We start from the raw sequence: 14,405 nt of genomic DNA on the forward strand, positions 1-14,405 counted from the left end.
CACCCCGGGGTCAGAGTTCCAGCTTCTCGCGCAGCAACTTGGCCTGGCGCCGCGACACCTCGACCTGATGGCCATCGCGCAGCGTGACGCGGTAGCCGTCGTTGCGCCAGGGCTCGATGCCCTGGACCCAGCGCAGGTTGATCAGGTGACTGCGGCTGGCGCGGAAGAAGAGCTGCGGGTCCAGCCGCTCCTCCAGGCCGGTGAGCGTGCGCGCGATCAGCGGGCGCTGGCCATCGAACCAGGCCTGCGCATAGTTGCCGCAGGCCTCGAAGCCGGCCACGTCGCCCAGGCGCACGAACCAGCAGCGCTCCCCGTCGCGCAGGAAGACCATGTCGTCGGCGCCCTTCAGCGCCGACGTGGGTGCAGCGGCGGGCACGGGGCGCAGGCGCAGCCGCGCCTTGGCGAGCGCAGCCTCCAACCGCCCGGCGTCGATGGGCTTGAGCAGGTAGTCCAGCGCATTGCGCTCGAAGGCGGCCAGCGCATGCTGGTCATAGGCCGTGGTGAAGACAACGAGCGGCACATGTTCCAGTTGATCGAGCAGGTCGAAGCCGGTCGCGCCGGGCAGCTCCACGTCGAGCAGCAGCAACTCGGGCTGCAGCGTGTTGATGGCCTCGCGCGCCGGCGCCAGTTCGGCGGCCTCGCCAACGACGTCGGCATCGGGGATGGCGGCCAGCAACGTGCGCAGTTCCTGGCGGGCCAGGCGCGAGTCCTCGACGATGTAGATCCTCATGCGTTCAGTTCCACAGTGACATTGACACGGCCGTCAGCCGCCGCGATGCGGCAGCCCGCGCCGTTGCCGCCAGCGCGCGCAAGGCGCTCGCGCAGGTTGGCCAGGCCCAGGCCGGTGCTGTCCGTCGACCCCGGCTTCCACTGGCCTGGGTTGTCGACGGCAATGTTCAACTTGCCGCCGTCGCGCCCGATACGGATGTCCACAACACCGCCGCCGGCCGTGCGCGCAATGCCATGCTTGATCGCGTTCTCCACCAGCAGCTGCAACAGCATCGGCGGCACGCTGGCGCTCGCCGTGGCCGGGTCGACCTGCCAGTCCACACGCAACCTCTCCTCATGGTGCAGCTGCTCCAGCGCGATGTAGTCGCGCACAACCGCCAGCTCGTCGGCCAGCGGCACGCGTTCCTTGGCGCTGTGCTGCAAGGTGTGGCGCAGCGTATTGGACAGACGGCTCAGCATCTCGCGGGCGCGCGCTGGGTCTTCGTTGATGAGGGCACGCAGATTGTTCAGCGCGTTGAACAGAAAGTGCGGGTTGATCTGGGCACGCAGCACCTGCAGCTCCAGCTCGCGCGCGGCGGCCTCGGCCTGCCATTTGGCGACTTCGCCGACACGCCAGCGGTGCAACATCTGCAGGCCCATCCAGACGGCCATCCACAACCACAGCATGATGGTGGTGTTGACCGTATAGCTCAGCAGCACCAGCCAGCCTTGCGGCACATTGGGTGGGAAGTGCAGCAGGCCCAGCGAGATCCCGGCCCAGTTGATGGCGAAGAGCATGGCCTGCACGGCCAAGGCAAACAGCGGCGGCAGCAGAGCCAGCCTCAGCAGCAAAGCGGGTGGTGAACGGTCCAGCCAGGCGCGGCGCAGGGCCAGGGCGCGCAAGCCCTCGCTGGCCGCCCACAAGCCGCCACCGACGCAGACCATCACAAAGACAAATGAGGCGTTGAGCGGCTGGAAGCTCGACACCATCGCGAGCGAAACGGCCACGTAGCCGCCCCACAGCAGCGCCTGCACCGCCATCCGCTTGCGCGTGTCCATGCCCTCCAGCCCCCTCGATTTACTTGGCGGCCGCCAGGAAACCCTTGACCTCGCCGACCAGCCAGTCGGCATCGTCCCACATGAGGAAGTGGTAGCCGCGCTGGCTCATCGAGACCTTCACGCCCTCGAGGCCGGCGTACTGGGCCTCGAAGATCTTCTTCGTGCTCTCCAGCGTCGAGCCCATGGGCTCGTAGGCCGCCCAGGCGCCGAGCACCAGAGTCGGTGCGGTGATCCTGGGCAGCAGCGGACGCAGGTCCTCGCCCCACAGTTCCGACATGGCCTGGGCCGAGGTGGTGCGGTCGCTGGCCATGCTCCAGGCAAAGACACGCTCGTTGTTGGCGGGCGTGCGGCTCATGCCCATGGACCCCTGGCGGGCGCCGGCCTCCCACTGCGCCGGGGTGGCGGACGACATCTGCTGGCGCATGGCCGCGGCGGCGCCCTTGGCCGTCTCGGGCGTCATGCCGCGCAGGCCGGCGAGGAAGGGCAGGGAGTCGACGATGACGAGGCGCTCGATGCGGCCGGGCTTCTCGGCTGCCATCTGCAGCGCCAGCACGCCGCCCAGGCTGTGGCCCATGACGACGGGTCGATCAAGCTTGCGATGGTCCATATAGGCCAGCAGGCGGTCGCGCATGCCGGCCAGGAAGTTGTCCGTCGCCACCGCAGGCGCGCCGGCAAAGCCGGGCAACTGCGCAATGTGGCATTGCACGCCCGGCTGCAGGGCCGCGCAGGTCTCGGCCCAGGTGGATGCGGCGCTGTTCAAGCCCGGGATCATCAGGACCGGCCGGCCCTGGCCGACAACGTCGATCTTGAGATCGCGAAACTCGGCCGGCGCCGCCTGGCTGTTGCTCACGTACAGGGCCGTCACGATGGCCACGGCAGCACCGAACAGGCCCATCCAGGAACGTTTGGCAATCGACATGCAAGTCTCCATCAAGGTTGCGATGGAGGCATGTTCGCCACGTGCGGGCCGGGCCGCTCGGGCTTGATGACGAACGGCGAGCCGCGCGGACGAATGGCGAAGCGAGGCGGCGAACGGCCCGCGACTTCAGACCTTACTTCAGCCTTTGTGCCCAGTAGACCAGCACCTCGGTGCGCGGCTCGATGTCGGTCGAGCTGTAGGTGTAGGTCGGCACGACGTTGATCGCGTCCAGCGTGTTCAGGCCGGAGATGATGCGGCCGAAGACGGCATAGCCCGGGTTGGCCGCGCTCTGGTAGTCCAGGCTGGTGTTGTCCTGCACATTGAAGAAGAACTGGCTGGTCGCCGAGTCGGCGTCGCTGCGGCGGGCCATGGCGATGGTGCCGCGCAGGTTGGACAGGTCGTTGTTGCTTTCCAGCTTGATCGGCGCAAAGAGCGGCGTCTTGGTCACCATGCCGCTCGTGTAGCCACCACCCTGGACGACGAAGTCACGGTCGACACGGTGGATCAGCGTGCTCGTGTAAAAGCCCGCCGAGACGTATTTGTAGAAATTGGCGACCGTCTGCGGCGCGTAGGTGTCGTAAAGCTCAACGACGATCTCGCCGCTGCTGGTCAGCATGCAGACCGTGCCCCATTGGCTCGCCGCCGATGCGGCCAGGCCTGCGGGGCTGCATGACTGCGTGGGTGGATTCGGATTGGGATTGGGGCGCGGATATTGGGTGCCGCCCCCACCGCCGCCTCCGCCTCCGCCTCCGCCGCCCACTTCGATCTCGACACCCCCGCCGCAGGCGGACAGGGCGGTGACGAGCAACAGAGCGGCGAGACGTTTGAACATGGCAGGACACCCGCGAGGTGAAGGGGCCTGCCTAACGAAGCGGCCCGCTGCCTGGACGACAGCGGACGCAGCTTGTTACGGAATCACCTTGGCATCGGTGATCGTGATGTCGACGAGCGGCACGTCCGAGGCATTGGTGTTGACCGCCCGGATCTTGTCGACGATGTCCATGCCGGCCGTCACCTGGCCGAACACGGCATAGCCAGGATTGGCTGCGTTGACGTAGTTCAGGCTCGCGTTGTCCACGGTGTTGATGTAGAACTGGCTGGTGGCGCTGTCAGGCACCGAGGTGCGGGCCATGGCCAGGGTGCCACGCACGTTGGACAGGCCGTTGCGGCTTTCCAGTGCAATGGGGGCATAGGTCGGCGTCTTGTCCAGCAGGCCGTCCGGCCCGCGCGTGACACCGCCGCCCTGGATGACGAAATCCCTGATGACGCGGTGGAAGACCGTGCCCTTGTAGAAGCCGTCGTTCACATACTTCAGGAAGTTGTCCACGCTGAGGGGGGCGTGGTTGTGGTCCAGGCCCAGCTCGATGTCGCCCATGGAAGTCGTGATCTTGACCTTGTGGGTGACGGTCAGGGTGACCGGCGCCGGCGGCGGGGTGACAGGGTCCCCGCTGCTGCCGCCACCGCCGCCGCAGGCGGCCAGGGTCAGCACAAGGGAAGTGGCGGCCAGGGCCAGCAGCGGGCGGCGGCGCAGTCGAATCTTTGTCATTTCAGATTTCAAGGTTGTCGATCAAACGGGTGCTGCCTAGTTTCGCAGCTCCTAACGCGACCAGCGGCTGACCTTCCACCGCAGGCCCGAGATCGTGCTGCCGGCGCAGCGTCAGATAGTCCGGCGCCCAGCCCGCATCGCGCAGTGACTGCAGCGCCTGGGCTTCCATCCGGCCCAAGTCGCGCTCGCCCGCCTGCCAGCGGGCGATCAGCTCTTTCAGCGTTCGCGACAGGCGCAGCGCCTCGGCCTTCTCGGCCTCGCTCAGGTAGCCATTGCGTGAAGACAGCGCCAGGCCTTCCGGGCTGCGGCGCGTCTCGCCACCGTGGATCTCGATGGGCAGGGCCATCTGCGCCGTCATGCGACGCAGCACCATCAGCTGCTGGTAGTCCTTCTTGCCGAACACCGCCAACGTCGGCTGCACAACGTTGAAAAGCTTGTGCACGACGGTGCAGACCCCGGTGAAGAAGCCGGGGCGGAAATGGCCTTCGAGAATGTCGGCCAGCTCGGCGGGCGGCTGCACCTTGTAGCCCTGAGGTTCGGGATAGAGCTCCCGCTCCGACGGCGCGAAGACGATGTCGCAGCCGGCGCTTTCGAGCAGTGCGCAGTCGCGCTCCAGTGTGCGCGGGTAGGTGTCGAAATCCTCGTGCGGCGCGAATTGCAGCCGATTGACGAAGATGCTGGCGACCACGGCGCCAGCGGGGCCGACCAGTTCGCGCGCCTGCCGAACGAGCTGCAAATGGCCGTCGTGCAGATTGCCCATCGTCGGCACGAAGCCGCGCTGGCGGTGGATGGCGAGCGCGTCGCGCAGTTCGGCGATGGTATGGATCACTTGCATAGGTCTTGGCGTTTCAGCATCGCCTCCAAGGTTTGCAGCGGCGTCAGCAAGAACGATTGATCCAACTCCAATTCGAAGGTGAGGCGGCTCCCGTGAGTCGCCTCGGCCCAGGCCTCGCCGCGGAGAAGGATGTGCCCAGCTGGCTGCGCGTTGAAGTGAAGCACCAATTGCTCGTCTCTGGGTCGCAACTCGGCACTGCCGGAGAGGTTGTCGTAGAGCTCGCGCAGTGAGGTAGCGAACGTTTGCAAGCCGTCGATTTCAATCCAAGGCCTGATTTCACCGCGGAATCGGGGCAGCGCGATCTCCACGCAAATGAAGTCCCTTTCCATTTCGGCGGGTGATTCAGGCAGCTCAAGGCGCACATATTCGGACGCGTTGCCAAATTGAACTTCGAGACGACGCGACGCGCCCATGAGCTGTTCAGAATCCGTGCACGTCGTTGACAGGGAAGGTCTTGGCCTTCACCTCGTCCACATAGCCCTTTACAGCGGCCAGTACCGAGTCCTTGCCGGCCATGAAGTCCTTGACGAAGCGCGGCTTCCTGCCCGGCGTGATGTTGAGCATGTCATGCAACACCAGCACCTGGCCCGAAGTGCCCACACCCGCGCCGATGCCGATGACGGGCACCGGGGACTCGGCGGTGATCTCGGCAGCCAGGGTGGCCGGCACCATCTCGTACAGCAGCATGGCCGCGCCCGCCTCCACCAGTTCCCGCGACTCGCGCTTCATGCGTGCCGCGCCAGCCTCGTCGCGGCCCTGGACCTTGAAGCCGCCTAAAGCGTTCACCGTCTGCGGCGTGAAGCCCAGGTGAGCGCAGACCGGGATGCCGCGCTCGCTGATGAAGCGCACCGTCTCGGCCGTCCAGCCGCCGCCTTCGAGCTTGACCATGTGGGCGCCGGCTTTCACCAGCGCAGCGGCGCTCTTCCAGGCCTCCTCCTTGCTGACGTGATAGCTGTCAAAGGGCAGGTCGGCAATGATCCACGCCCACTTGTGGCCACGCGACACGCAGAAGGTGTGATAGACCATGTCCTCCAGGCTGACCGGCGCCGTCGAGCCGCGGCCCTGCAGCACGTTGCCCAGGGAGTCGCCGATCAGCAGGATGTCAACGCCGGCTTCATCGAGCAAGCTGGCGAAGGCCGCGTCGTAGCAGGTCAGCATGGCGATCTTCTCGCCGCTGGCATGCATCTGCGCCAGGCGCGGCAGGGTCATGGGCTTGCGGTCAATCATGGCCACCTCTCAGTGAAAACCCTGGGGCCACCCCCGAGGCGGCCGCAGTGTAGCGTTCGGGCCTTGCTCCGGTGGCTGAGCATGGTCGAGGGACTGGCGAGGCTGGCCGCTGGGTAGGCGCGACGACGAATGTGGGCTTGTGCCCACGAGGCGGAGCAACACCCCCAGCGGCTCGAAGCGCCAGACCAGCGGCCATGCACCGTTTCGGATCGGAGTGGTGAGCGCCGACAAAGACATGAGGTTTTGATGTGACAAGCATTTCGAGCAATGGCGAGCGGTCAGCTGCCGGGGCAAGGCCTGTATGACCCTCACAGAGTTGCGCTACATCGTCGCCGTCGCCCGCGAGCGGCATTTCGGCCGTGCGGCCGAGGCCTGCCACGTGTCGCAGCCGACGCTGTCGGTGGCCATCAAGAAGCTCGAAGAAGAGCTGGACCTGAAGATCTTCGAGCGCGGCGGCAGCGAGGTGTCGGTCACGCTGCTGGGCGACGAGATCGTGCGCCAGGCGCAGTCGGTGCTGGACCAGGCCGGCGCCATCAAGGAGATCGCCAAGCGCGGCAAGGACCCGCTGGCCGGCGCGCTGCGCCTCGGGATCATCTACACCATCGGCCCCTATCTGCTGCCGGAGCTGGTCAAGCACACCATCGAGCTCTACCCGCAGATGCCGTTGATGCTGCAGGAGAACTTCACGGTGAAGCTGCTGGAGATGCTGCGCACCGGCGAGCTGGACTGCGCCATCATGGCCGAGCCCTTCCCCGAGGCGGGCCTGGCCACTGCCCAGCTCTATGACGAGCCCTTTGTCGTCGCGCTGCCGGCCGTGCACCCGTTGGCCACGCGCGAGGCCATCAGCGCCGAGGAGCTCAAGCGCGAGACCATGCTGCTGCTGGGCACCGGCCACTGTTTTCGCGACCACGTGCTGGAGGTCTGCCCCGAGTTCGCGCGCTTCTCCAGCGATGCCGAGGGCATACGGCGCAGCTTCGAGGGCTCGTCGCTGGAGACGATCAAGCACATGGTGGCCTCGGGCATGGGCGTGACCGTCGTGCCCGCACTCAGCGTGCCGCGCGAACCGAGCCGGCACCTGCGCTTCGTGCCCTTCAGCGAGCCCATCCCGACGCGGCGGGTCGTGCTCGCCTGGCGGCGCAGCTTCACGCGCTACGAGGCCATCGCGGCGCTGCGCAATGCCATCTACGCCTGCCAGCTGGACGGCGTGACCCGGCTGTCGCAGTGACGGCCTGAAACAGGCATGCTGCGCCGCACAATGTTCTACTGCGCATCATCTTCACATCGGCCTTCACCATGAGCACCCTTCCCGTTGACGCCACGGCCGGCGCCATCCATTTCGTTGGCGGTGAAAAGGGCGGCGTCGGCAAGTCGCTGCTGTCGCGCCTGATGGCGCAGTACATGATCGACCGCGGCATCCCCTTCACCGGCTTCGACACCGACCGCTCCCACGGCGCGCTGCTGCGCTTTTATGCCGACTACGCCTCACCGGCCCTGGTGGACAACTTCGCGGCGCTGGACACCATCGTCGAGAGCGCCCTGGCCGAGCCGGGCCGGCGCGTGCTGGTGGACCTGGCCGCGCAGACGCACGAGCCGCTGGCGCGCTGGATGGATGAATCCGGCGTGCTGGAGCTGGCGGCCGAGGCCGGCGTGGCCGTGCACTACTGGCATGTGATGGACGCCGGGCGCGACTCGGTGGACCTGCTGGCCCGCCTGCTCGACCGCTTCGGTGACCGGCTGCGCTATGTGCTGGTGCTCAACCAGTTGCGCGGTGACGACTTCTCTCAGTTGGAGCGCTCCGGCCAACTCGCCCGTGCGCAGGCCCTTGGCGCCCGCACCATGCCGCTCAAGCATCTGCAGGACGCGGTGCTGCGCAAGATCGATGCGGCAAACGCGAGCTTCTGGTCGGCCCGCAACGCGCCCAGCGGCGAAGGGGCCAAGCTCGGCCTGCTGGAGCGCCAGCGCCTGCGCGTGTGGCTGGCGCTGGTGGAGAGCGAGCTGGCGCGACTGCTGTAGCGCTCATCAAAAATAGTGACGACGCGCTTCGCCGCGTCACAGAGCATGGCGCCCTTCGCCGCAAAGACGGCTTTGCCAGGGGCGCCACCATGATCACAACCACCACGATGCGCCGCTGCCCGGCGCCTGTTCTGCTCTGCACACTGCTGGCCAGCGCCGCGCTGTTGAGCGCCTGCGGCGGCGGCGGCGAAACCCCCGCGCCGGTGCCAGCACCGCCGCCGCCAGCGCCCGCCACGGTGGCCATCACCGGCAAGGCCGTCGACGGCGCGCTGTCCGGCGCCACCGCCTGTTACGACCTGAACGACAACGGTGCCTGCGACACCGGTGAGCCGGCCTCGACGGCCACCGGCGCAGACGGCGCCTTCACGCTGGCGGTCGCGCCCACCGAGGCCGGCAAGCACCGCATCGTCGTGCAGGTGCCGGCCACGGCGGTCGATGCCGACACCGGCGCCACCGTCGGCACGGCCTACACGCTGCAGGCCCCGGCCAGCGGCACGAGTTCGGCGCACAACGTCTTCGTCAGCCCGCTGACCACCCTTGTGCAGGGCCATGTGGACGCCGCCGGCGTCAGCCTCGCCGACGCAACCGCCCTCGTGCAAGCCCAGGCCGGCCTGGCCGTGTCGCCGCTGGCCGACTTCACGGCCGCGAGCAATGCCGACAACAAGCAGGCAGGCCTCGTCGCCCGCCTCGTGCAGGCAACGGCGCTGGCCCAGGCGGACGCGCTCAAAGGCGTGGCTGGCCAAGCCGACCTCAGTGGCGGCACGATCACGGCGGCCGAGGTGCAGAAGCAGGTCGCAAGTGCGGTGGTCGGCGCCTTGCCGGCGATCGCCGGCAAGGCGGCCGAATCGACGGTCACTGCGGCCAGCGGCGCGGCGCTGACGACGGCCATCACTGAAGCCGCCCAGGCTGTCGTCGCCCAGGCCGGCTTCACGGCGGAGGAAGCGAAGGCGGCCATTGGTGTCGCCAAGCTGCCGGCCGAACCCGCGGTGACGACGGCCGTCGCCACGGGCCAGCTGACCGCCCTGCGCTACAGCGACGCCAACAACTGGTTCCTGCGCAGCCTGCAGGCCAGCGCGGCCGACAACACACCCGACGCGGCAAGCCTCACCCGCTACGCGTCCGTCTACATGCTCAGCCAGGGCAGCGCCTACACGGCGGCCGGCACGACGCAGGCCTGGGCCAACGGCAGCAGCTACGCGCGCAGCGGCGACCTGCATTGGAACGGCAGTGCCTGGGTCGCCTGCAAGCTGGGTGACCGCAATACTGCCACCTTGCGCGACGCCAAAGGCCGCCTGACCTACAACTACTGCGACGGCATGGAGAAGGGCCGCAGCTGGCGCAGCGCCGTGGACGTGGCGGGACAAGGCATCGCCAGCGTCTTCACCGGCCAGATCCGCAACTATCCCGGCGGCAGCAACGGCGTGGCCTATGCCAATTGGGGGCCGGCCAACCTGGCCACCTTCGGCAACGCCAGCTTCCCAAGCGGTGCCAAGCTGCTCTATCAGACCAACAGCGTCCTCGACACCGCTGTGGCCTACGACGTGCAGGACAGCGCGGTAGTGACCGCCTACGCCGCGGCCGTGGCCGCCGGCGGCGACGTGCGCGCCAATGCCGGCCTTGCCTGCGGTGGCACATTGGCGGCAACGACAATCACGACGCTGGAAGACCTCGTGGCCCACAACCCTGGCAAGCCCTGCGTCTTCGCCAAGTCCACCAGCGGCGGCGACGTCAGCCTGGACCCCAACGAGTGGTGGAGCAACTCGACGGCCAGCCTCGCCGTACTGGCCAATGCCATGGCGCGGCCGGCCGGTACCGGCAGCTGGTACAGCACCGATCTGCGCCTGCGCGTGGCCTTCACCGGCGGCGGCAGCACGGCGACGAGCTACTACCGCTGCCTGAGCCGCGCCAGCAATGGCAGCGCACGCAACTGCAGCCTGCTGGGCACCGGCAGCTACAGCATCAAGACCCTGGGCGACGCTCGCGTGATGACCTTCAGCGGCCTGCCTGCGCTGATGCAGCAAGCCGGCTACAGCCGCGTCTTCATCGAGCGCGGCGGCAAGGTCTATCACGGTTACCAGAACGCGATCGGCGGCAGCAGCAGCCTGCTGCGCCTGAACCTAGAGGCCGCCAATGCCGTGCTCGCCGCCCTTCCCGGCATGCCGGTGATCGTCCCGACGACACGCCATGCCGATCTCAGCGCCGCCAGCCAGGCCGCGCTCACGACGGCCAAGGGCGTCTGGCTGGCAACGGACGGCGATGACCTCGCGATGCTGCGCATTGGCGATGGCGGCCGCTATCTGTACGGCCAGGCCACGCCGGCAACGGGCGGCTCCCAGACCGGCCACGAACTCGGCTGGCTGGACTACGACGCCGCCAGCCAGACCTTCCACGGCCTTGTCGAGAGCAATTCGGCCGGCGAGGGCGCCGAGTTGCGCCGCAGCGCTGCCGAGCAGGCCAGCGAGAAGCTGACCATCACGGCCAGCCAGCTCAGCAGCAGCCTGGGCACCGTGTTCACTCGCGTGCCGAACGACCCTGCCGGCCTCGTCGGGCTGTGGGCCGCGGGCTCGGCCAGCGACCTCAATACCCAGCATCTGCTCTTCCTGCCCAGCGGCAAGGTCATGTTGATCGACCCCTGGGGAGACACCTCGGGCGGCGTCTGCACAACACAGCGCCAGGGTCCCATGGGCGGCGAGTACGCCAGCTACAGCTGGAATGCCGCGACTGGCGCGCTGCAGATCTCTGCCAGGCTGTTCGACACCGATGGCTGCGCCGGCTTCTTCGACAGCAGCCCCGGCGGCCAGGGTTCGCTGCTGGACTATGTGCTCAAGCTGTCCGCCGACGGCAAGACGGCCACCGTCGCCACTTCGGAAGGCGACCTGACGCTCTATCGGATCGCTCCGCAGTGATGTCGCGTGCCGGAGCCATCGGGCTCTATTGACCGGGGCGCCCGATGATTTTGGCTATCGTTAGGTTTGATCTATTTAACGCACAAGAAGGATAGGGCTCATTAAGCTCCGACCACCTGCTGACCCACCAGCGCAAGGAGCCGACATGACCACCCCTTCCAGCGAAGCCAAGTGCCCCTTCTCCGGCGCCGCCCACACGCGCGGCGCTGGCGCCAACCACCGCTGGTGGCCCAACGCCCTCAACCTGGGCGTGCTGCACCAGCACTCGCCCCGGTCCAATCCCATGGGCGAGGCGTTCGACTACGCCGCGGCCTTCAAGAGCCTGGACCTGGACGCTGTCGTCAAGGATCTGCATGCGCTGATGACCGACTCGCAGGACTGGTGGCCGGCCGACTACGGCCACTACGGCCCCTTCTTCATCCGCATGGCCTGGCATGCCGCTGGCACCTACCGCGTACAGGACGGCCGCGGCGGCGGCGGCACCGGCAACCAGCGTTTTGCGCCGCTGAACAGCTGGCCCGACAACGGCAACCTCGACAAGGCCCGCCGCCTGCTCTGGCCCATCAAGCAGAAGTACGGCCGCCAGCTGTCCTGGGCCGACCTCTTCATCCTGACCGGCAACGTCGCGCTGGAGAGCATGGGCTTCAAGACCTTCGGCTTCGGCGGTGGCCGCGCCGACATCTACGAGCCCGAGCTCGACATCGACTGGGGCCCCGAGGCCACCTGGCTGGGCGACGAGCGCTACAGCGGCGAGCGCCAGCTTGCTAATCCGCTCGCCGCCGTGCAGATGGGCCTGATCTATGTGAACCCCGAAGGCCCCAACGGCAAGCCTGACCCGGTCGCGTCGGCGCGTGACATCCGCGAGACCTTCGCCCGCATGGCCATGAACGACGAGGAGACCGTGGCCCTGGTGGCCGGCGGCCACACCTTCGGCAAGGCCCATGGCGCGGGCGACCCCAAGCATGTGGGCAAGGAGCCCGAAGGCGCCGACGTGCTGGACCAGGGCCTGGGCTGGAAGAACAGCTATGCCAGCGGCATGGCCGGCCACACCATCACCAGCGGCATCGAAGGGGCGTGGAAGCCCAACCCGACCACCTGGGACATGGGCTACTTCGACACGCTGTTCAAGTACGACTGGGAGCTGACCAAGAGCCCGGCCGGTGCCCACCAGTGGACTCCGAAGGGCGGCGCGGGCAGCGACACCGTCGTCGATGCGCACGACCCGAGCAAGTTCCACGCGCCGATGATGACCACCGCCGACCTGGCCCTGCGCATGGATCCTGCCTACGAGAAGATCTCGCGGCGCTTTCATGCCAACCCGGCCGAGTTCGCCGACGCCTTCGCGCGCGCCTGGTTCAAGCTGACCCACCGCGACATGGGCCCGGTGGCGCGCTACCTGGGCAAGCTGGTGCCCAAGGAAGAGCTGCTGTGGCAGGACCCGATTCCGGCCGTCAACCACGCTCTCATCGATGCGAGCGACATCGCCGCGCTAAAGGCCCAACTGCTGAGCTCGGGCCTCACGACCGCACAACTCGTGTCCACCGCCTGGGCCTCGGCCGCGAGCTTCCGCGGCAGCGACATGCGCGGCGGCGCCAACGGCGCGCGCATCCGCCTCGCACCGCAGAAGGATTGGGCGGCCAACCAGCCGGCCGAGCTGTCCAAGGTGCTGCCCAAGCTCGAAGTCGTGCAGCAGGCCTTCAACGCCTCGGCGGCCGCTGGCAAGAAGGTGTCGTTGGCCGACCTCATCGTGCTGGCCGGCAGCGCTGCCGTCGAAGCAGCCGCGAAGAAAGCCGGCTTTGACGTCGACGTGCCCTTCCACCCCGGCCGCATGGACGCGACGCAGGACCAGACCGACGTGGCCTCCTTCGCCGCGCTGGAACCCAAGGCCGACGGCTTTCGCAACTACCTCGCGCCCGGCGTGCCCGAGGCCTCGGCCGCCGAGCTGCTCGTCGACAAGGCCCAGCTGCTGACGCTGTCGGCGCCCGAGATGGCGGTGCTGGTGGCCGGCCTGCGCGTGCTGGGCGCCAACACGGGCGGCAGCCCGAACGGCGTCCTCACGGCAAGGCCCGGCACCCTGACCAACGACTTCTTCGTCAACCTGCTGGACATGCGCACCCAGTGGCGCAAGGCCGGCGACGTGCTCGAAGGCGTGGACCGCAGCACCGGCCAGCGCAGGTGGACGGCCACGGTCGCCGACCTCGTCTTCGGCTCCAACGCGCAATTGCGCGCGCTGGCAGAGGTCTATGCCGGCAGCGATGCACAGCAGAAGTTCGTTGACGACTTCGTCGCCGCCTGGACCAAGGTCATGGAGCTGGACCGCTTCGACAGGAAATGAAGCCCCTCGTCCAAGGAGTACCCCGGCCGGTCTTGCAGACCGCGCTGCGGCAGGAGCCGCAGCCCTTCGGCAGGCTCATTGAGCCCACTGGGCTCAATGAGTCCGGCCTCAGCCCCCGCGGGGACGGCGATGCTTGCCGGATTGACCGGCAAGCACATCGCCCAAGGCGGGCCGGCTTGGTGAACTGAAGTCGGACACAAACAGTCCCTGCGGACTGTTTGTGCCTACGGAGGGCCATGAGTCTCTGGCTCATGGCAGGCCCGGCGCTCGTCCCGCAAGCTGACTTGACAACTGCCTAGACGACCGCGGGCCAAGCGGAATCCGTTAGGCTCGCTCCAGTCCTGTTTTTGGAGCCCCCATGGCCAAGAAATCCGCCGCCCCGTCCATCAGCATCGGCATCAGCGAGAAAGACCGCGCCGCGGTCGCCGCCGGCCTGTCCAAGCTGCTGGCCGAGACCTACACGCTCTACCTGACGACGCACAACTTCCACTGGAACGTCACGGGTCCGATGTTCAACAGTCTGCATGCGATGTTCATGGCCCAGTACACCGAGCTGTGGAACGCCGTCGACCCCATCGCCGAGCGCATCCGCTCCCTGGGCTTCCCGGCGCCCGGCAGCTATGCCCAGTTCGCCAAACTCAGCGGCCTGCCCGACGCGCCCGCCACGCCGCCCAAGGCGATGAAGATGGTCGAAGTGCTGATGCAGGGCCACGAGGCCGTCGCCCGCACGGCGCGCGCCCTGTTCCCGCTGGTCGACAAGGCCAGTGACGAACCCAGCGCCGACCTGCTGACGCAACGCTTGACGATCCACGAGCAGACCGCATGGATGCTGCGCAGCCTGCTTGAAGAGTGAGGCG

13 protein-coding genes are annotated in these 14,405 nt (G+C 67.7%); 5 read left to right on the top strand and 8 right to left on the bottom strand.

Translation table 11 applies throughout. The features are described 5' to 3' along the window. Window positions 1–10: 10 nt before the first annotated feature. From ASC95_RS17035 to panB, 8 genes are all read right to left on the bottom strand, one after another. Window positions 11–730, bottom strand: a complete 720-nt coding sequence (locus tag ASC95_RS17035) for a LytTR family DNA-binding domain-containing protein (protein WP_057298892.1) — start codon at window positions 728–730, stop codon at window positions 11–13. Beyond that, window positions 727–1,767, bottom strand: coding sequence for a sensor histidine kinase (locus ASC95_RS17040; RefSeq protein ID WP_057298893.1), 1,041 nt, complete (start codon window positions 1,765–1,767; stop codon window positions 727–729). The genes ASC95_RS17035 and ASC95_RS17040 overlap by 4 nt, the downstream gene beginning before the upstream one ends. A 19-nt stretch (window positions 1,768–1,786) precedes the next feature. Beyond that, entirely contained in the window at window positions 1,787–2,686 is a 900-nt protein-coding gene (locus ASC95_RS17045; protein WP_057298894.1) for an alpha/beta fold hydrolase, read from the bottom strand. Between the two features lie 133 nt (window positions 2,687–2,819). Then, window positions 2,820–3,518: a peptidylprolyl isomerase gene (locus ASC95_RS17050; protein WP_082567857.1), complete on the bottom strand. Its 699-nt coding sequence runs from the start codon at window positions 3,516–3,518 to the stop codon at window positions 2,820–2,822. A gap of 75 nt (window positions 3,519–3,593) precedes the next feature. Further along, window positions 3,594–4,232 carry a peptidylprolyl isomerase gene (locus ASC95_RS17055; RefSeq protein WP_082567858.1) on the bottom strand — a complete coding sequence of 213 codons (639 nt, stop codon included), beginning with the start codon at window positions 4,230–4,232 and terminating at the stop codon, window positions 3,594–3,596. Window position 4,233: 1 nt separating this feature from the next. Continuing rightward, the gene (gene panC, locus ASC95_RS17060; RefSeq protein ID WP_057298896.1) at window positions 4,234–5,067 is read right to left on the bottom strand and encodes a pantoate--beta-alanine ligase; all 834 of its coding nucleotides are present in this window, start codon (window positions 5,065–5,067) and stop codon (window positions 4,234–4,236) included. Beyond that, window positions 5,058–5,480 carry a hypothetical protein gene (locus ASC95_RS17065; protein ID WP_157256362.1) on the bottom strand — a complete coding sequence of 141 codons (423 nt, stop codon included), beginning with the start codon at window positions 5,478–5,480 and terminating at the stop codon, window positions 5,058–5,060. The genes panC and ASC95_RS17065 overlap by 10 nt, the downstream gene beginning before the upstream one ends. 7 nt (window positions 5,481–5,487) lie before the next feature. Continuing rightward, the gene (panB, locus tag ASC95_RS17070) at window positions 5,488–6,294 is read right to left on the bottom strand and encodes a 3-methyl-2-oxobutanoate hydroxymethyltransferase (RefSeq protein ID WP_057298898.1); all 807 of its coding nucleotides are present in this window, start codon (window positions 6,292–6,294) and stop codon (window positions 5,488–5,490) included. A gap of 301 nt (window positions 6,295–6,595) precedes the next feature. Here panB and ASC95_RS17075 point away from each other — a divergent pair, with 301 nt between their 5' ends. The 5 genes from ASC95_RS17075 to ASC95_RS17095 all read left to right on the top strand — a co-directional run bounded on the left by ASC95_RS17075 (window position 6,596) and on the right by ASC95_RS17095 (window position 14,401). After that, a complete protein-coding gene (locus ASC95_RS17075; RefSeq protein WP_057298899.1) occupies window positions 6,596–7,519 on the top strand; it encodes a hydrogen peroxide-inducible genes activator in 924 nt (307 codons plus the stop codon). A 68-nt stretch (window positions 7,520–7,587) separates the two neighbouring features. Then, window positions 7,588–8,307, top strand: coding sequence for a hypothetical protein (locus tag ASC95_RS17080; RefSeq protein WP_057298900.1), 720 nt, complete (start codon window positions 7,588–7,590; stop codon window positions 8,305–8,307). A gap of 89 nt (window positions 8,308–8,396) precedes the next feature. Then, window positions 8,397–11,213: a hypothetical protein gene (locus ASC95_RS17085; RefSeq protein ID WP_057298901.1), complete on the top strand. Its 2,817-nt coding sequence runs from the start codon at window positions 8,397–8,399 to the stop codon at window positions 11,211–11,213. 145 nt (window positions 11,214–11,358) lie between these two features. Next, the gene (katG, locus tag ASC95_RS17090) at window positions 11,359–13,548 is read left to right on the top strand and encodes a catalase/peroxidase HPI (protein ID WP_057298902.1); all 2,190 of its coding nucleotides are present in this window, start codon (window positions 11,359–11,361) and stop codon (window positions 13,546–13,548) included. Window positions 13,549–13,906: 358 nt separating this feature from the next. Then, the gene (locus ASC95_RS17095; protein ID WP_057298903.1) at window positions 13,907–14,401 is read left to right on the top strand and encodes a Dps family protein; all 495 of its coding nucleotides are present in this window, start codon (window positions 13,907–13,909) and stop codon (window positions 14,399–14,401) included. Window positions 14,402–14,405 lie beyond the last annotated feature (4 nt).

The sequence above is a fragment of the Pelomonas sp. Root1217 genome (assembly GCF_001425705.1).
In the GTDB taxonomy this organism is placed as follows: Bacteria; Pseudomonadota; Gammaproteobacteria; order Burkholderiales; family Burkholderiaceae_C; genus Pelomonas.